The organism is Saccharopolyspora halophila (assembly GCF_039531955.1).
GTDB classification, from domain to species: Bacteria; Actinomycetota; Actinomycetes; order Mycobacteriales; family Pseudonocardiaceae; genus Saccharopolyspora; species Saccharopolyspora halophila.
On record NZ_BAAARA010000003.1, the window covers coordinates 23,466 to 47,144 of the forward strand.

Annotated in this window: 18 protein-coding genes and 1 tRNA gene; 14 read left to right on the forward strand and 5 right to left on the reverse strand. The window is 70.4% G+C overall.

The window, feature by feature from the left end:
- The first annotated feature begins 68 nt into the window (after positions 1-68).
- From ABD289_RS05405 to ABD289_RS05415, 3 genes are all read left to right on the forward strand, one after another.
- A complete protein-coding gene (locus ABD289_RS05405; RefSeq protein ID WP_344127222.1) occupies positions 69-653 on the forward strand; it encodes a hypothetical protein in 585 nt (194 codons plus the stop codon).
- Between the two features lie 212 nt (positions 654-865).
- Positions 866-3,880, forward strand: coding sequence for a type I DNA topoisomerase (gene topA, locus ABD289_RS05410; protein ID WP_344127224.1), 3,015 nt, complete (start codon positions 866-868; stop codon positions 3,878-3,880).
- Positions 3,881-4,180: 300 nt separating this feature from the next.
- On the forward strand, positions 4,181-5,404 hold the full coding sequence (locus ABD289_RS05415; RefSeq protein ID WP_344127226.1) for a DNA polymerase III subunit delta': 1,224 nt from the start codon (positions 4,181-4,183) through the stop codon (positions 5,402-5,404).
- A 42-nt stretch (positions 5,405-5,446) separates the two neighbouring features.
- Here ABD289_RS05415 and ABD289_RS05420 read toward each other — a convergent pair whose 3' ends face one another.
- Positions 5,447-6,811: a hypothetical protein gene (locus tag ABD289_RS05420; RefSeq protein WP_344127228.1), complete on the reverse strand. Its 1,365-nt coding sequence runs from the start codon at positions 6,809-6,811 to the stop codon at positions 5,447-5,449.
- 194 nt (positions 6,812-7,005) lie between these two features.
- Between ABD289_RS05420 and ABD289_RS05425 the strand changes: the two genes are divergently transcribed.
- Both ABD289_RS05425 and ABD289_RS05430 read left to right on the forward strand, forming a co-directional pair.
- Positions 7,006-7,079, forward strand: a tRNA-Thr gene (locus ABD289_RS05425).
- 129 nt (positions 7,080-7,208) lie between these two features.
- Complete coding sequence (locus ABD289_RS05430; protein WP_344127230.1) at positions 7,209-8,168, forward strand: threo-3-hydroxy-L-aspartate ammonia-lyase; 960 nt, start codon at positions 7,209-7,211, stop codon at positions 8,166-8,168.
- 47 nt (positions 8,169-8,215) lie between these two features.
- On the opposite strand, the gene ABD289_RS05435 is transcribed toward ABD289_RS05430, so the two are convergent.
- Complete coding sequence (locus tag ABD289_RS05435) at positions 8,216-8,488, reverse strand: glutaredoxin domain-containing protein (RefSeq protein WP_344127232.1); 273 nt, start codon at positions 8,486-8,488, stop codon at positions 8,216-8,218.
- 114 nt (positions 8,489-8,602) lie between these two features.
- Between ABD289_RS05435 and ABD289_RS05440 the strand changes: the two genes are divergently transcribed.
- Positions 8,603-9,232 (forward strand): TetR/AcrR family transcriptional regulator, encoded by a 630-nt coding sequence (locus tag ABD289_RS05440; protein ID WP_344127234.1) that lies wholly within the window; start codon positions 8,603-8,605, stop codon positions 9,230-9,232.
- Positions 9,233-9,319: 87 nt separating this feature from the next.
- On the opposite strand, the gene ABD289_RS05445 is transcribed toward ABD289_RS05440, so the two are convergent.
- Positions 9,320-10,606, reverse strand: a complete 1,287-nt coding sequence (locus ABD289_RS05445) for a DUF1266 domain-containing protein (protein WP_344127236.1) — start codon at positions 10,604-10,606, stop codon at positions 9,320-9,322.
- 61 nt (positions 10,607-10,667) lie between these two features.
- A complete protein-coding gene (locus ABD289_RS05450; RefSeq protein ID WP_344127238.1) occupies positions 10,668-11,816 on the reverse strand; it encodes a trans-sulfuration enzyme family protein in 1,149 nt (382 codons plus the stop codon).
- A 462-nt stretch (positions 11,817-12,278) separates the two neighbouring features.
- Between ABD289_RS05450 and ABD289_RS05455 the strand changes: the two genes are divergently transcribed.
- From ABD289_RS05455 to ABD289_RS05470, 4 genes are all read left to right on the forward strand, one after another.
- Positions 12,279-12,845 carry a M23 family metallopeptidase gene (locus ABD289_RS05455; protein ID WP_344127240.1) on the forward strand — a complete coding sequence of 189 codons (567 nt, stop codon included), beginning with the start codon at positions 12,279-12,281 and terminating at the stop codon, positions 12,843-12,845.
- Positions 12,846-13,146: 301 nt separating this feature from the next.
- Positions 13,147-13,962 carry an SLATT domain-containing protein gene (locus ABD289_RS05460; protein WP_344127242.1) on the forward strand — a complete coding sequence of 272 codons (816 nt, stop codon included), beginning with the start codon at positions 13,147-13,149 and terminating at the stop codon, positions 13,960-13,962.
- A gap of 164 nt (positions 13,963-14,126) precedes the next feature.
- Positions 14,127-14,984, forward strand: a complete 858-nt coding sequence (locus ABD289_RS05465) for a hypothetical protein (RefSeq protein ID WP_344127244.1) — start codon at positions 14,127-14,129, stop codon at positions 14,982-14,984.
- A 619-nt stretch (positions 14,985-15,603) separates the two neighbouring features.
- The gene (locus ABD289_RS05470; protein ID WP_344127246.1) at positions 15,604-15,813 is read left to right on the forward strand and encodes a hypothetical protein; all 210 of its coding nucleotides are present in this window, start codon (positions 15,604-15,606) and stop codon (positions 15,811-15,813) included.
- A 136-nt stretch (positions 15,814-15,949) separates the two neighbouring features.
- Here ABD289_RS05470 and ABD289_RS05475 read toward each other — a convergent pair whose 3' ends face one another.
- Positions 15,950-16,438, reverse strand: coding sequence for an inorganic diphosphatase (locus ABD289_RS05475; protein ID WP_344127248.1), 489 nt, complete (start codon positions 16,436-16,438; stop codon positions 15,950-15,952).
- 147 nt (positions 16,439-16,585) lie between these two features.
- Here ABD289_RS05475 and dacB point away from each other — a divergent pair, with 147 nt between their 5' ends.
- The 4 genes from dacB to hpt all read left to right on the forward strand — a co-directional run bounded on the left by dacB (position 16,586) and on the right by hpt (position 23,559).
- Positions 16,586-20,497, forward strand: coding sequence for a D-alanyl-D-alanine carboxypeptidase/D-alanyl-D-alanine endopeptidase (gene dacB, locus ABD289_RS05480; protein WP_344127250.1), 3,912 nt, complete (start codon positions 16,586-16,588; stop codon positions 20,495-20,497).
- A 27-nt stretch (positions 20,498-20,524) separates the two neighbouring features.
- Positions 20,525-21,643: a zinc-dependent metalloprotease gene (locus tag ABD289_RS05485; RefSeq protein WP_344127252.1), complete on the forward strand. Its 1,119-nt coding sequence runs from the start codon at positions 20,525-20,527 to the stop codon at positions 21,641-21,643.
- A gap of 298 nt (positions 21,644-21,941) precedes the next feature.
- A complete protein-coding gene (gene tilS / locus ABD289_RS05490; RefSeq protein WP_344127254.1) occupies positions 21,942-22,928 on the forward strand; it encodes a tRNA lysidine(34) synthetase TilS in 987 nt (328 codons plus the stop codon).
- Between the two features lie 79 nt (positions 22,929-23,007).
- Positions 23,008-23,559, forward strand: coding sequence for a hypoxanthine phosphoribosyltransferase (gene hpt, locus ABD289_RS05495; protein ID WP_344127256.1), 552 nt, complete (start codon positions 23,008-23,010; stop codon positions 23,557-23,559).
- Positions 23,560-23,679: the final 120 nt, after the last annotated feature.

The window sequence follows — 23,679 nt, forward strand, 5'->3', positions numbered from 1 at the left end:
GAGTGGAAGTCAATCGATGCGGGCAATGTGGTGGATAATCTCGAACTGCTGTTCTAGCATGCGGGATCGTGGACCAGCTGTCCTTCTACTCGGCTGAGGCTCGGTTGCCCGCGGTGGCCGACCTCGCGGGCATGCTGTGCGGACCGGGTCAGGCGGTCGGCTTCGGCCGGGGCACCGCCGCCCGGCTATCGGTCGTCGTCGACGCCGAATGGCGAGCCCGCTGCCTGGCCGCGGCCTGCGCGGAACGCGGCGTGCAGGCCGAGCTCGCCCGCTCCGACGAGGGCAGGCCGCTGGTGCGCACCGCGTTCCGCGCGGACCTCACCGGGCTGTCCGCGCACTGGCTGCGCGGCGCGGTCAAATCGGTGCCCGCCGGTTTCACCCCGGACGGCTGGGCGCTGCGGATCTGGGCGCTGACCTCGGGCACCGGCGAGCAGAACGGTTACCTGCTGGGGCTCGACCCGCACGCCCCGGACACGCACGAGCCGCTGGCCGAATCGTTGAGCCGGTGCGGAATACCGGTCAAGCGGGTCGGTGTTCGAGCTGGTGGGCCCGCGCTGAAAATTACCGGTAGGCGCAGGCTCGCAAGACTCGCCGAACTGGTCGGGCCGCTGCCCGATGGTGCGATCGAGGGAATGATTCCCCAGGTTTCCTGACGACTTGATGCACGTCACGCCAGGTCACCGGACGGAACCCGTCAGCGACCCGATACGTTCGTAAAACAGGACGTCGGGGAATATCGACGTGTTATATGCAACCCTGTGCCTTCCCGGTGCGGCGTGACAGCGTGCAGCAGGCACACTGAGGCACTTGTCCGAACCGTGCCGGGGGTGCAAGGAATGCCTCCGGAAGAAGAGAGCAGGTACGCGTGGCTGGGTCGACACGGACGAAGAAGGCCGGCGGCGATGCCGGTCGGGCTTCGGGGTCTGCTGGCTCCGCCGCCCGGCGCCTGGTGATCGTGGAGTCGCCGACGAAGGTCAAGAAGATCGCCGCCTTCCTCGGTTCCAACTTCATCGTGGAGTCCTCGCGAGGGCACATCCGCGATCTGCCCCGCAACGCCAAGGACGTGCCGGAGAAGTACAAGGGCCAGTCCTGGGCGCGGCTCGGGGTGAACGTGGAGAACGACTTCGAGCCGCTGTACCTCGTCAGCTCGGACAAGAAGGCCACGGTCACCGAGCTCAAGGAGGCCCTCAAGCAGGTCGACGAGGTCTACCTCGCCACGGATGGTGACCGCGAGGGCGAGGCGATCGCCTGGCACCTGCTGGAGACGCTCAAGCCCAAGGTTCCGGTGCGCCGGATGGTGTTCCACGAGATCACCGAATCCGCCATCCAGGCAGCCGCCGAGAACCCGCGCGATCTCGACCAGAACCTGGTGGACGCCCAGGAGACCCGCCGCATCGTGGACCGCCTCTACGGCTACGAGGTCAGCCCGGTGCTGTGGAAGAAGGTCATGCCGAAGCTCTCGGCGGGCCGCGTGCAGTCGGTGGCCACCCGCGTGGTCGTCGAGCGCGAGCGCGAGCGGATCAAGTTCGTCCCCGCCGAGTACTGGGACATCGGCGCGACCATGGACGCAGGCGCCGACGCGTCCCCGCGCCGCTTCGGGGCCCGGCTGGTCTCGGTGGACGGGGCCAAGCTGGCCACCGGGCGCGACTTCGGCCAGGACGGGCAGCTGAAGAACGGCGAGACCCGGGTGCTCACCGAGTCGGAGGCTCGCGCGCTGGCCACCTCCCTGGAGGACGCGCAGCTGAACGTCTCCAGCGTCGAGGAGAAGCCCTACACCCGCAGGCCGTACCCGCCGTTCATGACCTCCACGTTGCAGCAGGAGGCCAGCCGCAAGCTCCGCTTCTCGGCGGACCGCACGATGCGCACCGCGCAGCGGCTCTACGAGAACGGCTACATCACCTACATGCGCACCGACTCGACGACGCTGTCCGAGACGGCGCTGTCGGCCTCGCGCAACCAGGCTCGCGACCTCTACGGCGAGCAGTACGTCTCGCCGCAGGCGCGGCAGTACAACCGCAAGGTCAAGAACGCCCAGGAGGCGCACGAGGCGATCCGCCCGGCGGGCGAGAGCTTCCGCACCCCAGGCGAGGTCGCCGCCGAGCTGGGCAACGACGTCGACGGCTTCAAGCTCTACGAGCTGATCTGGCAGCGCACCATCGCCTCCCAGATGGCCGACGCCAAGGGCACCACGATGTCCGTGCGCATCACCGGCAACGCGAGCTCGGGCGAGGAGTGCACCTTCGCCGCGTCCGGCCGCACCATCACCTTCCAGGGCTTCCTGAAGGCCTACGTGGAGTCGGTGGACGCCGAGGCGGGCGGCGAGGCCGACGACGCCGAGTCGCGGCTGCCGAACCTGGTGCAGGACCAGGCGGTCACCGCGCCGGAGCTCGAGCCCGACGGCCACACCACCAACCCGCCGCCGAGGTTCACCGAGGCCAGCCTGGTCAAGAACCTCGAAGAGCTGGGCATCGGCAGGCCGTCGACCTACGCTTCGATCATCTCGACGGTGCAGGAGCGCGGCTACGTGTGGCGGAAGGGCTCGGCCCTGGTCCCCTCGTGGATCGCCTTCGCCGTGGTCGGGTTGATGGAGCAGCACTTCGGCAGGCTGGTGGACTACCACTTCACCGCTGCCCTCGAGGACGAGCTGGACCGCATCGCCGAAGGCCGCGAGGAGCGCACCGGCTGGCTCAAGGGCTTCTACTTCGGCGGCAACGTGGGCCCGGAGGGCTCGATCGGCCGCGCTGGCGGGCTGAAGAACCTGGTCGGTTCGTCGGTGGAGGAGATCGACCCGCGGGCGATCAACTCGATCCCGATGTTCGACGACGAGGAGGGCCGGACCGTCTACGTCCGCGTCGGCCGCTACGGGCCCTACCTGGAGCGCACGCTGGAGGACGAGTCGTCGCAGCGGGCCAACCTGCCCGAGGACCTGCCGCCGGACGAGCTGACGCTGCAGATCGCCGAGAAGCTGTTCGCCACTCCGATGGAGGGCCGCAGCCTGGGCACCGACCCGGAGACCGGGCACGAGGTGGTGGCCAAGGAGGGCCGGTTCGGCCCGTACGTCACCGAGATCCTTCCCGAGGGCGACAAGTCCAAGCCGCGCACCGGCAGCCTGCTCAAGTCGATGTCGCTGGACACCATCACCCTCGAGGACGCGCTGAAGCTGCTGTCGCTGCCGCGCGTGGTCGGTACCGACCCGGAGTCGGGCAACGAGATCACCGCGCAGAACGGCCGCTACGGCCCGTACCTGAAGAAGGGCACCGATTCGCGCTCGCTGGAGACCGAGGAGCAGATCTTCTCGATCACCCTCGAGGAGGCGCTCAAGATCTACGCCCAGCCCAAGCAGCGGGGGCGCCGCGCCGCGACCCCGCCGCTGCGCGAGCTGGGAACCGAACCGGACACCGGCAAGGAGCTGGTGATCAAGGACGGCCGGTTCGGTCCGTACGTCACCGACGGCGAGACGAACGCGTCGCTGCGCAAGGGCGATTCGGTCGAGGAACTGGCGATGGACCGCGCGGTCGAGCTGCTCGCGGAGCGGCGCGCCAAGGCGCCCGCGAAGAAGAAGGCGCCCGCGAAGAAGAGCACTTCGACCTCGACCAAGAGCACCGGGTCCGCCACCAAGAGCACCGGCGCGAAGAGCACGGCGTCCAAGAGCACCGGTACCAAGAGCACGGCGACCAAGAGCACGGCCACGAAGAGCACGGGCACGAAGAGCACGGCGAAGAAGACGACCGCGACCAAGAGCACGGCTTCGAAGTCGACGAAGAGCACCGCGTCGAAGTCGACGGCGTCCAAGAGCAACGGCTCGAAGAGCACGGGTTCGAAGGGCACGACGAGCAAGGCCCGGTCGGCCGCGTCGAACTCGTCGAGCGGCTCCGAGTGAGATCTTTCAGTTTCGGGGTGTGTGGCGGTGCGGGGAGCTGAATCTCCGACGCCGCCGGGCTCCGCGGCCTGCGCAGCCACCTGCGCGGCGCCGCGGCCGGTCTTGCCCGGGCGACGTCGGAGAACCCGCGGCGGTGCCGGTTGAGTCCCGCACCTGGGGCGGCGGCTGCTGCCGCATGCTGAAACGACCCCTCGGAGCCCGTTCCCGGCCGCGCGGTGCGCCGCACCCTGGCGGGGGCGGTGTCGTGGCCGGCTCCTAAGCTGGCCGCGACCAGCGGATGATGCGGGAGGCGAGGAGCGGATGCCCACCGACGCACCGGAAGTCCCCGGTACCGGCGTGTGGGCTGAGGTCGTCGGTCAACCGGATGCCAAGCGCGTTCTGTTCTCCGCGGCCACGGCCGCGCGCGAGCAGGCCCGCGGCGAGGACGTGCCCGCGGGCGCGATGACGCACGCGTGGCTGTTCACCGGCCCACCCGGCTCCGGCCGCTCGATCGCCGCACGCGCGTTCGCCGCCGCGTTGGAGTGCGACGACGCGGAGCAAATCGGCTGCGGGCACTGCTCGGCGTGCCGCACGGTCCTGCACGGCACGCACGCCGATGTGAAGGTCGTGGTGCCGGAGGGCCTGTCGATCTCGGTGGCGGAGATGCGCTCGCTGGTGCAGGCGGCCGCGCGGCGGCCGAGCACCGGGCAGTGGCGCGTCGTGCTCATCGAGGACGCCGACCGGCTCACCGAGGGCGCGGCGAACGCCCTGCTCAAGGCGGTGGAGGAGCCACCCCCGCGCACGGTCTTCCTGCTGTGCGCCCCGTCGGACCATCCGGAGGACGTCTCAGTCACGATCCGCTCCCGCTGCCGCGTGATGCAGTTGCGCACGCCGCTGCCGGGCGCGATCGCCGAGGTGCTGCGCGAGCGGGACGGCGTGGAGCCGCAGCTCGCCGAGTGGGCGGCCTCGGTCTGCGGCGGGCACATCGGCAGGGCTCGCCGCCTGGCCACCGACGAGCAGGCGCGCGAGCGGCGCGAGTCGGTGTTGCGCATCCCGCTGGGCGTCGCCCGGTTCGGGGACGTGTTCACCGCGGCGGGTGGACTGGTCAAGCTGGCCGAGACCGAGTCGGTCACCGCCAACGAGGAGCGCAACGAGGCCGAGCGCGAGGAGCTCAAGACCGCGATGGGCGCGGGCGGCACCGGCAAGGGCACGGCCCAGGCGAGCAAGGGCGCCAACGCGGCGCTCAAGGAGCTCGAGAAGCGCCAGAAGTCGCGGGCCACCCGCTCCCAGCGGGACGCTCTCGATCTGGCGCTGGTCGACCTGGCCGGCTTCTACCGGGACGTGCTGATCACCAAGACCGGGTCCGGTGCGGTGCTCAACCACCCGGACTTCGCCAGGGCGTCGGCGAAGGCGGCCGGGGAGTGGACCTCGGAGTCCGCCCTGCGCCGCCTGGAGGCGGTGCTGGCCTGCCGCACGGCCCTGAACCAGAACGTCAAACCGCTGATCGCCGTCGAATCGATGCTCGCGACCCTGCACACCGGCTGACGGGCCGCGCGGTCCTCCTGCGGGCCCGTACCGGGTCGGGAGTCAGCCCCTGTTCCGGCGCGGCAGCGCGGCGACCAGGATCGAACCGATGAGCAGCATCGCCGTTCCGGCCCAGAACAGCGGAACGACGTGGTAGCCACCGGTCACCGCCAGGTCCCGGCTGCCGGGGCTCCAGGCCGCTGGTGCGGTGTTGTCGCCACCCCCGGAACCCGCGGCGGGCGGGGGAGTGGCCTCGCAGTCCACGCCGCCCTCCGGCGCGATGGCGCGAACGACCTGCTCGCCGAAGGAGATCTGGGCCAGCGAGGTGGGCAGGCCTAGCGCCTCGCCGCTGAGCAGCTCCAGGTTGAACAGCCGCGCCGAGGCCCTGGTCTCGTTGCCGTCCTTGGACTTCTCCATCGCGCCGATGCTGAGCTTGACGACCCCGGCGTCGAGCACCTGCGACTGCGGTCCCGGCACTGGGATGTCCATCGACGGGTTCGCCGCGTCGATCGTGCCGATCTCCTCGCCGCCCTGCGAGATCCGCAGCACCGGCGCGGTGTACTGCACGCTGGAGGTGTTCTCGCTGCCGGTGGAGGTGGCGGTCAGCTTCGGCGTGCCGATCACCTCGACGGTGACTTCCCCTGGCGAGCCCGCGAACAGCGTGACCTGCGAGAGATTCAGCTCCGATGTGGACCGCACGGCCTTGGTGGACTGCCCGTCGACCTGCGTCAGCGAGATGTTCGAGTGCGCCTCGGCGATCGAGGGGATCTGCAGCAGCGAATCGCCGAGCCCGCCGGGCAGGCTGTTGATCGCCGATCCGCTGCCCAGCGAGTAGCGCGCGTCGGAGAGCTGATCGGAGACGCACGGACCGGTCTCCTCGCCCCATCGCGCGTGCACGCTGCCGTTCAGCCCGCTGAGCTGCAGGGCCCGGTCGGCGGGGTTGTCCGGCGGCGACAACGCGGAGGTGGTGGGCCGGGCGTGGTCCGGCAGCGCCGTCTGGGACAGCCCGCCCGGCGGCTGCGGGGTTTGACCGGTGATCGACACTCCGACCGGTGATGCATCGGCCGTGGCGTGCTCGTGCGCGAAGTAGGACTCCGAGTCGACCTGCGCCACGGCCCGTCCCATGCCCGCTTCGACCGCGGAGTGCTTCGGCAGCGTCTTCTCGAACTCCGGGACGTTGTAGATCGACTCCCCGGGCACGCTGCGCGGCAGCAACCGCACGATGCCGAGCATCGTCCCGGCCTGCGCCCGGACGGGCCCGGGCACGTCCGGGAAGACGCGGCCCGGTGGTTGGTCGGGATCGGCCGGATGCGGACGCGGCGTCGTGGGCATCTCGGAGTCGGACTGCGCCAGCGCAGCCGGCGCCGACAAGCCGGCGATGGCCAGCGTCACTGCGGCGCAGGCGCTGAAGCGGCGGAACGCGCGCATCGGTCGATCCCCTCGAATCGCGTGGTGTGCATCACTACTTCTGCTGAAAGTAGCAACGATCACACTGCCCGCCGGTGACGGGTGACGAACTCGAAGTGTTCGGCCCGGGAGGAATCGCAGGTGAGGAAGACCCCTGCCCGGAGAGGCCCCTGCGGAAGTCGTCCGGAATGGCCCGCTACACTCGAATGTGCGCTGCCGCCTTAGCTCAGTCGGTCAGAGCGACGCACTCGTAATGCGTAGGTCGGGGGTTCGACTCCCCCAGGCGGCTCTCCCAGGACCGGTCACCTTCCGCTCGGAAGGTGACCGGTCTTTTCGTGGGCCCACGAGGTCCGGCTTCCGCGCATTGGCCCTGGCGGGGGCGAGGCGGATGCGGTGTGCTCGATCGCGGAGGTGGCCGATGGTTTCCAGTTTTGCCGATGTTGTCGACGCGGCCGGGCGGATCGCGGGGTACGCGCATCGCACGCCGGTGCTCGGTTCCCGGATCGTCGACGAGGTGGTCGGCGCACGGGTGCTGTTCAAGTGCGAGAACTTCCAGCGGATGGGGGCTTTCAAGTTCCGGGGCGCGTTCAACGCGGTCTCCCGGCTGAGCGCCCGGCAGCGGGAGGCCGGGGTGGTGACCTATTCGTCCGGCAACCACTCGCAGGCGATCGCGCTGGCCGCGCGGTTGCTCGACGTGCGGGCGACGATCGTGATGCCGCACGACGCTCCTGCGGCGAAGGTGGCGGCGACCAAGGGGTATGGCGGACGGGTGGTCGGCTACGACCGCTACGCCGAGGATCGGGCGGAGATCGGCCGGGCGCTCGCCGAGGAGGAGGGCCTGACCCTGATCCCGCCCTACGACCACCCCGACGTGCTCGCCGGGCAGGGAACCGCGGCGAAGGAGCTGTTCGACGAGGTCGGCGAGCTCGATGCGCTGTTCGTCCCGCTCGGCGGGGGTGGCCTGCTGTCCGGCTCCGCGCTCGCGGCCCGGGCGCTGTCCCCGCGGTGCCGGGTCTACGGCGTCGAACCCGCGGCGGGCGATGACGGGCGGCGGTCGCTGCGCGGCGGCGAGATCGTGCGCATCGACACGCCGCGGACGATCGCCGACGGGGCGCAGACCGAGCAGCTCGGTGCGCACACCTTCGAGGTCATCCGGCGGGACGTCGACGACGTGCTGACCGCCTCCGACGACGAGCTCGTCGAGGCGATGCGGTTGTTCGCGAGCTACTTGAAGATCGTCGTGGAGCCGACCGGGTGCCTGGGGCTGGCTGCGGCCCGCGACCTCCCCGACGATCTGCGGGGGAAGCGCATCGGCGTGATCATCAGTGGTGGCAACGTAGACCTGGAGCGCTACGCGGCGCTGCTGGCGCCCGCTTGAGAAACGCGGTGGAGCCGCTCGGGGGTCAGGCTCCTCCCGGGCGGCTCCTAGCCGGTCAACGCGTGCGGAGCGCGCTCCCGGACGGTTCGCATCAGGAGCCTCCGGGATGGGTTGACCAGCGCCTTCCCCGCCACGTCCACGGTCGGCACCGTCTCGTTGCCGTCGGCGACCGAGCGGACGTAGGCGGCCGCGGCCGGGTCCTTCCAGATGTTGACCTGCCGCACCCGCAGCTTCGACCCGAACAGGCTCAGGCGGAGCTTCGTGCAGAACGGGCAACCCGGGCGCCAGTAGAGGACGACCTCCTCGGGAGATTCGGACATGGCATCCTCCTAGATCGGGTCCACGCAGTGTAGTGCCACTCCGGTTTGGTTCGGCTGACCTGCGGGAGTAGTCTTGGTAAGTCAAGTGACTTAATGTTGGCCGGGGTAGTGATCATGAACGCAGCGAACGCGAGGACCGAGCGGGCCGAGGTGACCAGGCAGCGGATCCTCGCTGCCGCCGAGCGGTTGTTCGCCGAGCAGGGCGTGTTCGCCGTGTCCAACAGGCAGATCAGCGAGGCGGCGGGCCAGGGCAACAACGCGGCGGTCGGTTACCACTTCGGCACCAAGGCCGACCTGCTGGTGGCCATCGTGCGCAAACACGCCGAACCCGTCGAACGTCGGCGGGCCGAGATGCTCGGGAGCGTGCGAACCGATTCCGTGCGGGACTGGGTGAGCTGCCTGGTGCGGCCGGCGACCGACTACCACGCGTCGTCGCGGGATTCCACGCTCGCGCGATTCACCACGCAGCTGATGACCGATCCCGCGCTGCGGCCGCTGGTGGTGGAGGAGACCCTGGCCCAGCCAACGCTGCAGCGCATCATGGACGGCCTCAACGCCTGCCTGCCGGACCTTCCGCTCCCCGCCAAGGTCGCGCGCAACGACATGACCCGGCACCTGATGGTGCACATGTGCGCGGAGCAGGAGCGGGCGATCGCCGAAGGGTCCGCGAGGTTGAGCTGGCAGCAGACCGCCGACCAGCTGGTCGACGCGCTCACCGGCCTCTGGCTCGCCCCGGCCTCCTAGCGCGGCGGTGGTGACAGTTTTGCCTAAAACTGTCCGGACATTTCGGGCGCCGAAGGCTCACAGTTCTAGGCAAAACTGCCACGTTGCCTAGCGGAAGGGGACGGTCAGCCAGGGGCTGTCCCGCTCGGTGAGCAGGACCCGGTGGGACAGCAGCACCTCGGTGTACCAGTCGCCGAAAGCCTCCTCGTCGAAGTGCAGGCAGCGCCCCAGGACGTATCCGGCCGAGAACTCCTGCCATGACTCGTAGCGCGATCGGGCCTCCCGCGCGGTCAGCTCCAGCGCGCAGTACATCTCCTGCGCGGAGGCGTAGCGGGCGCCGCGGCCCCAGCGGGCCATCTTCGACGCGCGGCCCAGGTCCCAGGCCGCCACCGTGCGCACGTACCCGTCCGGGGGAAGCAGCTCGTCCGCGCGAAACCGCGCCTCGTAGCGCAGAATCTTGCCCACCAGATCGCGCAACGTCGCGGAAAGCGCGTCCACGTCCGGGCTCTCGCCGGGCTCGGTGTCGGCCCCCGGGATGTGCGCGGCGATGTTGCCGCGGATCGTGGTGTCCACGCGCTCCCGCCAGCGTTGCGGGTCCACGCGCGGTCCGTCGCTGTCCGCCAGGAAGTTTCGGAGGCTCAGCACGAAATCCCAATCGGACGTGCTGACGTCGCAGTGCAGCAACCGGTTCTGCAACTCGACCCAGTCCTGCCGGTGCTGCACGCCCCACCACTGATCCAGCCGCTGGACCTCGGCGCTGTAGCCGGACCCGTGCCAGTCCAGGGTGTTCCACGCGTCGCCGTTGGTGAAGCACAGGTGCGCGCCGCAGGCCAGCCCGTGCAGCAGGTCGGTGTCCTCGGTTCCGCCGTGCCGGGTGATCAGGCGGTGGTTGGTGAAGTCCGGGGCGAAGCACGCGTCGTGCGCTCTCCGCCAGCGCGCCCGCTCGGCGTCGTCGACCGGCAGGTACAGCTCGCACGGCGTTTCCGGGTTGATCGCCAGAACGTCGACCTCGGAGCCGAGCACGTCGGCCAGCGAGCGCAGCGTCACGTACTCGTAGACCACGTGCGGATGCGGGCGCGGCAGCACGTCCTGGGTGTAGAGGCGGGTGACGGTCCGGCCGTCGGGGAGCTCGGTGGTCAGCGGCAGCCGTCTCGCCGGGCTGCGGTGCGTCCGGGCCAGCGGTACCGGCTGGTAACCGCCGACCGCCGCGATCAACCGCAGGTAGGCCGGGATGTTCTCGCCCCGGAGGTGCTCGAGCAGCTCGCGCTCGACGTCGGTGGGCGCTACCCACGAGCCGTCCTTCGGGATTCGCGGAACGATCTCGTCGTGGTCGTCGTCGACATCGGCGATCTCGTCGGCTTGACCGGCGGATTCGAACGGCCCACCCAGAATCACGCGGTCGACGCTACCCACCGGTCCGACCAACCCAACCCCGAATGCGACAACTCGCCAACGGTCAGCAGGAGCGCAGCGCTCGATCGAAGTCGTCGATCAGGTCGTCCGCGCTCTCCACCCCTACGCTGACCCGGACCAGGTCGTCCGTGATGCCCAGGGCTTCCCGGTCCGCCGGGTCCATTCCCGCGTGCGAGGTCGCCGCGGGGCGGGTGATCAGGGATTCGACGCCGCCGAGGCTGGGCGCGTCGTAGGGGATCTGCAGCGCCTCGATGAGCTTCGCGGCCGCGACCTCGCCACCGCGCGGGCGGAAGCTGAGCATCCCGCCGCAGCCGTTGAGCAGTTCCGCGGCCCGTTCGTGGTCCGGGTGCGAGGCGAGGCCCGGGTGGTTGGTCTGCGCGATTGCCGGGTGCGCGGCGAGGTGCTCGGCCAGGGCCTGCGCGTTCGCGTTCTGCGCCCGCACGCGCAGAGCGAGCGTTTTCAATCCCCTGGCCAGCAGGAAACCGGCGTGCGGGTCGAGGCTGCCGCCGAGGTGGTTGGCGGTGGTGCGCGCGCGTTCGACGTGGTCGGCCCGGCCGATGATGGCGCCCGCGACGAGGTCCGAATGCCCGTTGAGGTACTTCGTCGCGCTGTGCAGGACCAAGTCGAAACCGGCCTCGATCGGGCGAAAGTTCACCGGGGTCGCGAAGGTGTTGTCGATGAGCGAGACGAGCCCCTCGGCGCGCGCGAACTCGGCCACTTCGGGCAGCCTGCCGACCCGGACCAGCGGGTTGGTGATGCTTTCGACCAGCACCGCTCTGGTCTCCGGCCGGCGCGCGGCGGCCCAGGTGTCCGGGCGGTTCGGGTCGATGAAGGTGTAGCTCCAGCCGAAGTCCGCGGCGTGCCGGGTGATCAGGTCGTGCGTCCCGCCGTAGAGGCAATCGCCGACCAGCAGGTGATCACCGGCGCGCAGCACGCTGTGCAGCGCGGTGGAGATGGCTGCCATCCCGGATGCCGTGGCCAGGGCCGCTTCCGCTCCCTCCAGCGCGGCCAGCTTGTCGTGCAGGTAGTGCTGCGACGGGGTGGAGTTCAGCCGGTGGTAGCGGATGTCGTGGTAGTCGGTGTCCGCGGGCACCGAGTAGACCGTGCCCTGGTAGATCGGGTAGACCACCGAGCCCTCGGGTCCCGGTCGCCGCTCGCCGCCGTGCACCGCGCGCGTCTCGATCCGCTCCACGTCCCGCTCCTCTCGTTGCCGCCGAGACAACCCTAGGAACCCGGCAACGGCCAAAGATCCACCTGATCGGGTGACTTCGAGCGGGTGGTTTGTCGTCTTCATCGCCGCTCGGCGAGCCCCTGCACGTTGGGTTAGCGGTCCCCGGGACGGGAATGGTCCAGCCAACCGCGTTCACCGGAATCGTGGCCACTGCGGACCCTCCGTGCTCGGCGCCCATCGTGTGGCGGATCGTCCGCATGGTCCTATTGGACCAACTCTCGCCGCCTAAACATATTCGCGCCATCGATTTCTCCGAATGCGAACTCCGGTGCGCTCGGTTGGACTCATTCCGGGCTGCCCCGGACACCGGCCCGAAATTCCCGGTGCCCGCCAAGGAATTCATCCGAGCCGCACCGGCCGAGGCCGGGCGGTGGCAGGAGTGAAATTGCGATGGCCTTGTCAGGACGAAAAGCAAACAGCGGTGTGCTCGGATTGTTGCTCGCAGCCGGGCTGTTCGCGGGCACCGCGTCCGCCGGTGCCTCCGGTGTGCAGCATGCCCAGCGGGACGCGGAGGAACCCGCCCCGGCGACGGCCGCGAAGGTCCCCGCGGCCGAGTCCGGGGAACCGGCGAAGAGCTCGAATCCCTGGGTCGCACCGACTCGGGGGGAGATCAGCAGCGTGTTCGGCATGCGGTGGGGCGCGATGCACAACGGCGTCGACATCGCGAACGAGGTCGGCACCCCGATCCGCGCGGCTTCCGGCGGCACCGTGGTCGATTCCGGGCCCGCCTCCGGTTACGGCCTGTGGGTCCGAATAGACCACGGTCACGGGACCGTCACGACGTACGGGCACGTCCACGAGACCCTCGTCGCGAAGGGCCAGGAGATCGAATCCGGGCAGCTCGTCGCGACGTTGGGAAACCGCGGCAATTCCACCGGTCCGCACCTGCACTTCCAGGTCGACATCGAGGGCGAGCCGGTTGATCCGGTGCGTTTCTACGGTGATCCGGAGGCGTTGACCGATTGGCCCCGCGAGTCCGCGAATTCCTGATCGAAAAACCGAATTCCAGCGCACTGCGGCGTTGTCGCGTCGCCGGTCGCCGACCCGGTTGACCGGTGTCGCGACGACGCTGCCACAGTGGCACGACCTGGACGCCGGGCTCGGCATCGCACCACTCGCTGTTATCACTGCCGGGTATTCCATCGCCGAGGGCATGGGGACCCAGCGACGATCACTCGGAGCAGCCGATAACCAGCCGATTGGCCGAGTCAAGTATCACCCTGCTGGTCGATTGTCGTAGAACTCCAGGAGCCACTTCGATCTCACTAACGCGCTGGAAGGACCGGATGTGATGGAGCGAGTGGATACGCCCGGAATCGTCGGCGGCGGAGTGCTCGCTGCCGAGGACCGGAAGCAGGGGGACTGGGAGCGCCGGATCGCGGAGCGGTCCGAGGAGCTGTACCGGGCTCGGATCGTGCAGCGATTGCTGTGGACCTGGGCCGGCCCGGGCAACCTGCTCGTCGTCGTCTTGGGAGTGCTGCTGGCGGCTTTACCCGTGCCGCTGCCCGTCGTGCTGGTGATGTTCGCGATAGCCATCGTCTCGGCGGGCGTGGCGGCAGCGTTCGTGTACCGGCAGCACTTTAGAGTCCGCGCGGTGGACACCGAACTGCGCGCGCTGGAAAGCGCCCACCGCGAACAACTTCTGGACGAACTGGCCACGGGAGATCTGCTCGACGCGCACAAGCGCTACCGCGCGCAGCTTCCCGAGCTCATCGAGCGCTACCGCGCCGAGGCCCGCCGGGATCGCTGGAAGGACCAGGTGCTGCAGACCGTGGTCATCGGTGGCTCGATCATCGCCGCGACGGTGACCGCCACGGCCACCTCGATCGCCGACGTCGCGTTCTTCGCTGTCGGGCTGAGCCTGCTCGTGGCGCTGTCTGCCGCGCTGGCCGGGTACGCCAACTACCGCGATCGCAGTGCCGCGTGGCAGCAGATCGCCGACGCCCTGGAGCGCGAGTACGAGTCGGTCGAGCTCCGGGTGGGGCGCTACCGCCGATTCTCCGAGGAGCGCGAGGCCTACGCGGAATTCGCCGAAGCCGTGGAGGCGTTGCGCGCCGAGCGAATCGGACGGTTGCCTTCCGCAGTCGCGGATCGGCTCGCGCAGTAATCAACCGGGTAGCGCATCCCTCGAAAGTGGAATCACTGGACTCGGGAACTGAATACTCACCGTCTAATTTTCGCGGCTGGGTGATCACTGAATAGTGGTGGGTGTCTGATCCGTAATCTCCGGCGGGCGCACAGGACACGGCCTGTGCAGAGAGGAGCATTTCGATGAAGCGCACCTTTACCACGGCGGCCGCTGTACTGGCGGCCGGTGGCGTCGGCGCCGTCGGCATGGCCAGCCCCGCCGTCGCCGCGGGGGAGCCCGAGCTGCCGGCTTCCCTGCCCACGGACAACGGCGTGGCCAACACGGCCTTCCACGCCGCCGGAACCCTGGCTTCGGCGCAGAAGACGGTCGGCGACGTGGTCCCGCTGGACCAGCAGCTCTCCGGTCGGTCGGCTGACCCGGTCACGGATGCGCTGGGCTCCACCCCGGCGGCAGGCGTTCTCAAGCCGGTCGTCGAGACCATCGGTCAGGCAACCTCGGGTCAGACGCTGCCCGCGTCGAAGTCCGGTGCGGGTGACGTGGCCGGCCCGGTCACCAACACCGTCGGCCAGCTGCCGGTCGCCGGGGACCTCCCGGTCGGCAAGACCGGCGCGGTGGACGGCGCCCTGCCCACCAGCCTGGTCGGCAGCCTGGAGAACCTGGAGCCGGTGGCCACTCCGCAGTCCAAGCCCGGGCAGCTGCCGTCGACCAACGTCGTCGGCGACACCGTGGGCGGCGTCGTGGAGAACGCGGGCACCCACGTCCCCATGGGCCGCAGCGGCGGCGACCCCGTCAGCGGCCTGCTCGGTGGCGGTTCCCCGCTCGGTGGCCTGCCCGTTGGCGGCGACGCGCTCGGAGGCGTGACCGAGAACCTGCCGGTCGGCAAGTCCGGTTCCCCGGTCGGTGGCCTGCCCGTCGGTGGCGACGCGCTCGGAGGCGTGACCGAGAACCTGCCGGTCGGCAAGTCCGGTTCCCCGGTCGACCAGGTGACCGGCCTGGTCAGCCACGGCCCGCTCGGCGGAGCCACCCAGCTCGGCAACTGATCTCGACCGGCGGAAACCCCCAGCACTCCGCAGCCACCCCGTGGGCATGCGGAGGCCCGCCGAAACCCCCTAGCGATGCCGCCGCTGACCGCGGCATCCCCTGAGCGACCACAGCTGAAGGGCACCCTCCGCTCGGAGGGTGCCCTTCAGCGCGTTTTCGGGCGCGCTCCTGGCGGTGCGGTTCCGCTGCGAAGCGGGTTCGTTGTTCGCGCAACGTGTTTCACGTGCGCGGCGCGCGGTGCCCACGCGCCTGAGGTTCGCGGAACCGGTCGCCGACAGCGGGCTCGGCAGCTCGGTCGCGGTGGAAACTCCTGCGAAGCAACGAAAGTCCGCGTCGGCGCTGTTGCGATGCCGGGAACCTGCTCCTGCGTGGAGAAATCGGACGTCGGCGCAACGACGGTGCGAGCCGACCCGGCTCTGCGGAGTCCTGGGGTTCGTCGGCGGCACGCGGCGCAGCCCGCTCGGCAGCGACGCGACTCCGGGGCACCGGACATCGCGAGGTGCCCGTGGCCGCCCGGTGCCGTGCCGGACGGCATTGGGCCGTTGGTGTGGTCTCCCGCTTCCGTCGCGTCATTCCCGCCCGGGTTGCGCACTCCCTCTGGTGCGAGGAAGGAGTGGCATGACGTGGTTGTTGATGACCGCGGTGCTGGCGGGGTGCGTCGGGGTGATGGCCCCAGCAGTGCGCAGGTACCTGCTGCGCAGGCGCGCAGTGGCCAGGACCCGGACCGCGCTGCGCTGGTTTCAGCAGCAAAATCGGCGTCCGTCCCCGGGTGGTGGGTACGGCAGGCACGCGCTGCGCCGCCCCGGGAGCGGCGGGTTGTCCACATGAGTTGTGCACAGTTATCCACAGGTGTGGGGATAACTGTGCACAGCTTGGGGATTGCTCGGCCCAGGATGTGAAAAGACCCCCCGCGCTGCTGCGTGGAGGGTCTTCTCGGGTTCGCCCGCGGGCGAGTTGCAAGCCTTCAGTGGCCCTGTTCCTTCTGGCGCTCGTAGGAGCGCTGAATCTCGGCCTCCGCCTCGGCACGGCCAACCCACGTTGCGCCTTCCACGCTCTTGCCCGGCTCCAGGTCCTTGTACACCTCGAAGAAGTGCTGGATCTCCAGCTTGTAGAACTCGGCGAGGTGGTGGATGTCCCGCAGGTGCTCCTGGCGCGGGTCGTCGGACGGCACGCAGAGGACCTTGTCGTCACCGCCCTTCTCGTCGCGCATGCGGAACATGCCGATGGCGCGCGACTTGATCAGGCAGCCCGGAATGGTCGGCTCCTGCACCAGCACCAGAGCGTCCAGCGGGTCGCCGTCCTCGCCGAGCGTGTGCTCGATGAACCCGTAGTCGGCCGGGTACTGCGTGGCGGTGAACAGAGTCCGGTCGAGGCGGATGCGTCCCGTCTCGTGGTCGATCTCGTACTTGTTCCGGTTCCCCTTGGGGATCTCGATCGTGACGTCGAAGTCCACGCGGTTCCTCACTCGTCTTGCGTCGGATGCAGTCGCCCGCTCGCGCGCGCGACCTCGTTCTAGTGTGGACCACGATGGGTGGTCGGGCCCCACCGCAGTGCGGGAGGTCGCAGTCTGGCAATCTGACTTGCCATCGAGGAGGAGCACGTGCCCGAACCCCAGAACAGCGGGGATGCGGCGGCCGAAGCCGACGTCGAAGCAGCGGACTCGGCGAGTTCGGCGGCCGCGACGTCGGAGGACACCCCGCCCGCGCCCGATTCGTCCGATCGCGGCGATGCCGACTCCCCGGATTCCGGTGAGCAGGCGAGATCCGACTCGAGTGAGAGCAAGAACACAGCTGTCTCGGCGGCCACCCAACGCGTCGCCGGCACGCTCGAGGAGCCTGCGGACGCGCCGGGCGCGAACCGGCGCGTGGCGGGCAGCCTCGGCGAGCTTACGGATGCCGTTCCCAACGTGAGCAGCGGTGGCGCCGCTGCCGCCGCAGCCTCGATGCCCGATGACGAGCCCGCGCCCGCTGCGGCGGAGCAGCCGAGCGAGGTCGCGGAACCGGACGAATCAGCGGCGCAGGCCGGGGACGACTCCGCTGGGAGCGGTTCGGCTGATCAGGACGCTGGTGACCGGGAGGTCGGCGAGCAGGCCACGGCTGGCCAGGGCGCCGCCGAGGAGGCCATCGCCGAGCAGGGCGCCTCCGGGGGAGAGGCCGCCGAGCGGGAGGTCGCTGAGCAGGGCGGCACCGAGGAGGACGTCGCCGAGCAGGGCGGCACCGAGGAGGACGTCGCCGAGCAGGAGGCCGCCGAGCAGGAGGCCGCTGAGCAGGAGGCCGCTGAGCAGGAGACCGCTGAGCAGGAGACCGCTGAGCAGGAGACCGCTGAGCAGGAGACCGCTGAGCAGGAGACCGCTGAGCAGGACGGCGCTGAGCAGGAGACCGCTGAGCAGGAGACCGCTGAGCAGGAGACCGCCGAGCAGGACGGCGCTGAGCAGGAGACCGCCGAGCAGGACGGCGCTGACGGAGCTTCCGGTGCATCGGAAACCGGATCGACCGAATCGGATGGGGCGGAACCGGACCCCGGCGATGCGGGCGCAGCTGAGCCGCGCGATGCGGGAACGGCCGAATCGGATTTCCCCGCGTCGGACGACTCGGAGTCGAACGCTGCGGAGTCGAACGCTGCGGAGTCGAGCGACGCGGAGTCGAGCGACGCGGATGCCGGCGCGTCGAGTCCGGCGAACCAGGGCGCCGCGAATTCGGACGGCGAGTCGGCCGAGCGCGGCGCCGAGACGTCCGCGGATGCTTCGGGAGCCGATGCTGACGAGGCGGATTCGCGCACTGCGGTATCCGGGGCCGCGACGGCGAGGATCGTCACCGGGGACCTCGCGCAGCCCCAGGGCGCGGCGCAGGAAGCGAGGAAGACGGACGCGAGCGAGTCCGCCGAGCCCGCTGCGGACGACTCCACCGGCGAGACCGCTGCGCCCGCCGAGCCGGCGAACGCAGAGCCGGAGAACGCCGAGCTGAACGGCGTTGGCCAGGCGAAATCGGCTCCATCGGAGGAGAGGGCTGACCCGGCGCCGACCGAGGGCGATGCGGCGCAGCGCGCTGAGCAGAGCACCACCGAGGCGTCCGAACACGTCGAATCGGCATCCGGGGAATCGGCATCCGGGGAATCGGCATCCGGGGAATCGGCGTCCGGCGAATCAACGGCTGCGGAATCCGGCTCCGGCGCGGACGACGCCGAAGAACCCACCGGCGCGGGCGAGGAGCGTCCCGGTGTGGCCGAATCGGATTCCACCGACGATTCCGGTGATGAGTCCCCGGCCGAACCCGCAGGCGAACCTGCCGACCGATCGGCAGCGGAACCGGCGCAGGAAACCGAAGGCGAATCGGCAGCGGGCCGGGTCGAAGAACCCACCGGCGAATCGGAGGTACCCGAAAAAGCGGGGGAATCCTCCGATTCCGCGGATGAATCAACCGACGAATCGGCCGATTCCGCGGCCGCGGCGACCTCCGACGAACCAGCCGAAGAATCCGAGCGCACCCGGGAATCCGAGTCGGCAGAGGAAGCCGATGCCGAACGCGCCGAGGCCGAATCCGCTCCGGAGGCCGTCGCCGAGCCGGCATCGCCCGAGGATTCCGAACCGGACGCGTCCTCCGGCGCCGCGGCCGCTCCGAGCAGCGACGGCATCGCTCCGGAGGCTCCTGCGGAGCGGACGCAACGGATCGCCCGGGTCACCGACGACGGCCCGGCACCGAGCGAGCAGCGGGAATCGGCGACCGAGTCGACCCAGCTGATCCCGAAGGTCGAAGCACCCGCCGAACGAGCCGAGCCCGAGCGACCGAGCGAGCAGACCCAGCGGATCCCGCGCGTGGCGGCGGAAGCTCCTGCGGAGTCCCCCGCTGAGCAGACGTCCCGGATCGAGGCCTCCGACCTCAGGGAACTGCGCGAGGCGACGCCGCCGGACTCCGAGCAGACCCAGCAATTCCGACGACCGGACTTCGACGGCCCGCGCCCGGCGTCGGCCTCCGACTTCGCCGGGCTCGCCGCGCCGCCCCCGGCGGCCCGGCCGCGGCAGCCGGATCGCCCGGTCGCGAATCCGGCTGACTTCGCCGGTATGGCGGCTCCCGCGGAGCCGGACGCTCGCGCCGCTCCGACGCACATCCCTCCGGAGCCGGAACCGGCTTCGGCGCAGGACACGGCGCGTCCGAGGCGCCGCCGCGGCCTGCTCGGGGTGGCCATCGCGGCGGTGGTGCTGCTCGGCGCGGGCATCGTGTTCGGTCCCGGGTTCTTCACCGCGGACATCGCCGCGCCTCCGGCGCCGGTGCGGCTGAGCGATCCGGCGATCAAGCCGCTGGGGCGGGACGCACCGATGCCGAGCGAGTCGGGGATCGGCCAGGCGCTGTCCGGCCCGGCCTCCGACCCGGCCTTGGGCACGCTCGGCGGTGTCGTGCTGGACAGCCGCACTGGTGAGGAGCTGTGGCGTCGCGCTCCCGGCACCGCGATGATGCCCGCCTCCACCGGCAAGTTGCTGGCGATGAGCGCCGTGCTGCTGACCATGGACCACCACAAGCGCTTGACCACCAAGGTCGTGCGGGGCAGTCAGCCGGGCAGCGTGGTGCTGGTCGGCGGGGGCGATCCGACGCTGTCCAAGCTCTCCGGGGACCAGGAATCGGTGTACCCGGGCGCGCCCCGGCTCGACGACCTGGTCGCGCAGGTCAAGAAGGCGACCGGTGGCAACGTGACCTCGGTTTCGGTGGACACCGATCGGTACTCCGGCCCGTCCACCGCACCGGGCTGGCTGCCGGAGGACGTGGCGGCCGGGTACTACTCGCCGATCCAGCCCGTGATGCTCGACGGAGGTCGCGCCGACCCGAGCGAGGACGTCAGCCCGCGCTCGCAGACCCCGGCGCTGCAGGCGGGGCAGGAACTCGCCGATCGGCTGGGCGCGGACGGGCCCGTCTCGAAGGCCTCGGCTCCGGCGAACGCCCAGGTGCTCGGGCAGGTGCACTCCGCGCCGGTCTACCGGCTGGTGGACGCGGTGATGCAGCACTCGGACAACGTGCTCGCCGAGACGCTGACCCGCGAGGTCGCCATCGCCACCGGCGAGGAGCCGTCCTTCGCGGGCGGTGTGCGGGCGGTTCGCGAGGTGCTCCGGCGCAACGGCTTCGACCTGGGTTCCAGCACGATGTCCGACGGCAGCGGCCTGTCCGTGCAGGACCGGGTGACCCCGAAGCTGCTCGGCGAGCTGATGCACGAGGTCGCCCGGCCCGCGAACGCCGACGGCGAGGTCTCCGAACAGGCGTCGAAGCTGCGCGCGCTGCTGCCCACACTGCCCATCGCGGGCGGCAGCGGCAGCCTGGAGGACCGCTATCAGGGGTCGGACGGGCAGGGCTGGGTGCGAGCCAAGACCGGCACGCTCGACGGCGCCAACAGCCTGGCCGGCACGGTCGTCACCCGGGACGGGCGCCAACTGGTCTTCGCCATGATCTCCAACGGAACTTCGGCGAGCCAGGCTCGTCCGGCCCTCGACGAAATCGCCGACACCCTCCGTTCTTGCGGCTGCCGATAACGATCCGTCGCGGGTACCGTCGGTGGCGTGAACGCCGGGACACCCACCCTTTCGCCGTCCCCTGCGGGGGAGGCCGGGCCGCGAGCGCTGGACTGGAACGTCGCCGTCGGGACGGCCGTGCGACTGATGCGCCCGGGGCCGGAGGTGCCGCGGGAGGAAGCCGAGCACGCCGTCCGGTCGCTGCGGCGGTTCAGCGTCGAGGCCGAATCGCACGTCCGGGAGACCACCGGTCTCGGCCGTGACCTGCCCATCGCCGAGGGCGATGTGGTGGATCGCCCGGCCTGGGTGCGCGGCGCCGCGTTCGGCCTTTCCGAGCTCACCGGCGCGGCGATGTCCGCGGCCGACTCGGAGGGGCTGCACGGCGACGACCTGTTGGGACAGCTCAGCGCCCGCAGCGGGGGCGTGCAGGCCGGCGTGGTGCTGGCCTACCTCGGTGGCAAGGTGCTCGGCCAGTTCGATCCCTACGGGCAGTCCCGCACGCCCGGCCAGCGCGGCCGGTTGCTGCTGGTCGCGCCGAACATCGTGGCCGCTCAGCGCGCGCTGGGCGTGCCCGTCGACGACTTCCTGATGTGGGTTTGCCTGCACGAGTCGACCCACCGGCTGCAGTTCAACGCCGTCCCCTGGCTGCGCGAGCACTTCGCCGAGAGCCTCGGGCGCCTCTTCACGCAGCTGGAGGGCGGTACCGGAGAACTGCTCACCAAGCTGCCGCACGTGCTGCGCGAGGCCCGGTCGCGCTCGAACAGCGCGGACTCCAGCCCGGGTGTGCTCGGCGTGCTGGAGCTGCTGCAGACGCCGGAGCAGCGGGCGGCGTTCGATCACCTGATCGCGATCTCCACGCTGCTGGAGGGCCACGCCGACCACGTGATGGACGCGGTCGGGCCGCAGGTCGTGCCCAACGTGGCGACCATCCGCTCGCGGTTCACCGACCGCCGCAACGGCGGTGGCCTGCTGGATCGGATCCTGCGCAGCCTGCTCGGCGTGGACGCCAAGATCCAGCAGTACGCCCAGGGCGCCGCTTTCACCCGCCACGTCATCGACCGCGTCGGAATGGCGGACTTCAACGCGGTCTGGGCCCGCCCGGAGAACCTCCCGACCAGGCCGGAGATCACCGACCCGGAAACCTGGATCACCCGGGTCCACGGCTGATTGACAGTTCTGCCTAAGGAGACATTTCAGTTTGGGGTTTGCGTGGCGGTGCCGGGAGCGGAACCTCAGACGCCGCCGGGCTGCGGGATCCGCTCCTTGAGTAGCGGCCTACGCGGCGTCGCGGCTGTCCTCGCCCGACGGCGTCTGAGAACCCGCCGCGGCGCGAGCTGAGTCCCGCACCGCATGCGGCTCCGCCGCATTCTGAAACTGTCCGGACATTTCGGGCTCCGGAGGGTCACAGTTTTAGGCAGAACTGTGCCCTGGCAGGCGCAGGAGGCGGACGGGCGACAATGGGAGGATGCCGCCCGATCCCGCAGTGAGTGCCACCCGGACCGCGTTGCGCCGGGTTCTGGAGTCCGGGGAGGCGCGGCAGTACCGGGGCGAGCCGCTGGTGGTCGCCTGCTCCGGCGGGGCCGACTCGCTGGCGCTCGCGGCGGCCGCCGTGCACGTGGGGCGGGGCTCCGACGTCGCGGTGCAGGCGCTCGTGGTCGATCACGGCTTGCAGGTGGGCTCGAACGAGGTCGCCGCGCGGGCTGTCGAGCAGCTCGCGGAGATCGGCTGCCCGGCCCAGGTGCTGACCGTCGAGGTCGACGGACCCGGCGGGCTGGAGGCCGCCGCGCGCCGGGCGCGCTACGCGGCGCTGCGCGCGGAGCGGCCCGCGGGCTCGCCGGTCCTGCTCGGGCACACCCTCGACGATCAGGCCGAGACGGTGCTGCTCGGCCTCGGCAGGGGATCGGGCGCGCGCTCCCTCGCCGGGATGCGACCGGTCGACCCGCCGTGGGTGCGGCCGTTGCTGAGCGTGCAACGCGAGACCACCGAAGCGGCTTGCCGGGCGCAAGGACTCGTCCCGTGGAGCGATCCGCACAACGTTGACCCGAAGTTCACCCGTGTGCGGTTGCGCACAGAAGTTCTGCCGCTCCTGGAGGAAGTGCTCCAGGACGGGGTCGCCGAAGCCCTCGCTCGGACCGCCCGGCAGCTCCAGGACGACACCGACGCGCTGGACGTGATCGGGGCCGAGGTGCTGCGTCGCGTCCGGGCCCCGGAAGGCCTGGATCCCGTGGCATTGCAGGAAGTTCCGGCCGCGGTGCGGCGTCGCGTGCTGCGCGATTGGCTGCGGTCGGAAGGCGTCGGCGAGCTCACCGACGCGCATCTGCGGGAGGCCGATGCGCTTGTGGCGAACTGGCGCGGGCAGGGAGGTCCCGCCCTGCCCGGTGACTTTGTGCTCCGCCGGGCGCATGGCAGGCTTCACGTGGAGACGGCGGGCCGCAAGCCGCCGAACGGCTGACGGGGCACCGAACCATCGCGTCCGGGGCGGGTCTCCAGCTTGGGGAAGAAGTCGATCCGACAAGAGGGGAAGCCGGGCCGTGTACGACGGCGATATCGCTTCTGTGCTCATCAGCGAGCAGCAGATCAAGGACAAGGTCACCGAGCTGGCAAAGCAGGTCGAGGAGGACTACCCGAACAGCGGCGATCTGCTGCTGGTGGGCGTGCTCAAGGGCGCGGTGATGTTCATGACCGACTTCGCGCGGGCCCTGCCGCAGCCCGCGCAGCTGGAGTTCATGGCGGTCAGCTCCTACGGCTCCTCGACCTCGTCGTCGGGTGTCGTGCGCATTCTCAAGGACCTGGATCGCGATATCGCGGGCAAGCACGTGCTGATCCTCGAGGACATCATCGACTCCGGTCTGACGCTGTCCTGGTTGTTGAAGAACCTGCAGGCCCGCAATCCCGCGTCGCTGGAGGTGTGCACGTTGCTGCGCAAGCCGGACGCCGTGCAGGTGGACGTGCCGGTGCGCTACGTGGGCTTCGACATCCCGAACGAGTTCGTGGTCGGTTACGGTCTCGACTACGCGGAGCGTTACCGTGATCTGCCGTACATCGGAAGCCTGGATCCGAAGGTGTACACCTCCGGGGCATGAAGCTCGACACCATCACCGACGGTGCGGGCGGTCGCTGCTGAGGCGGATGAGATGTCCGGTTCGGGCGTCCCGCCCACTCGGGGTGGGATGGTCCGAGTAGGCTGGACGCCTGTGCCGGGC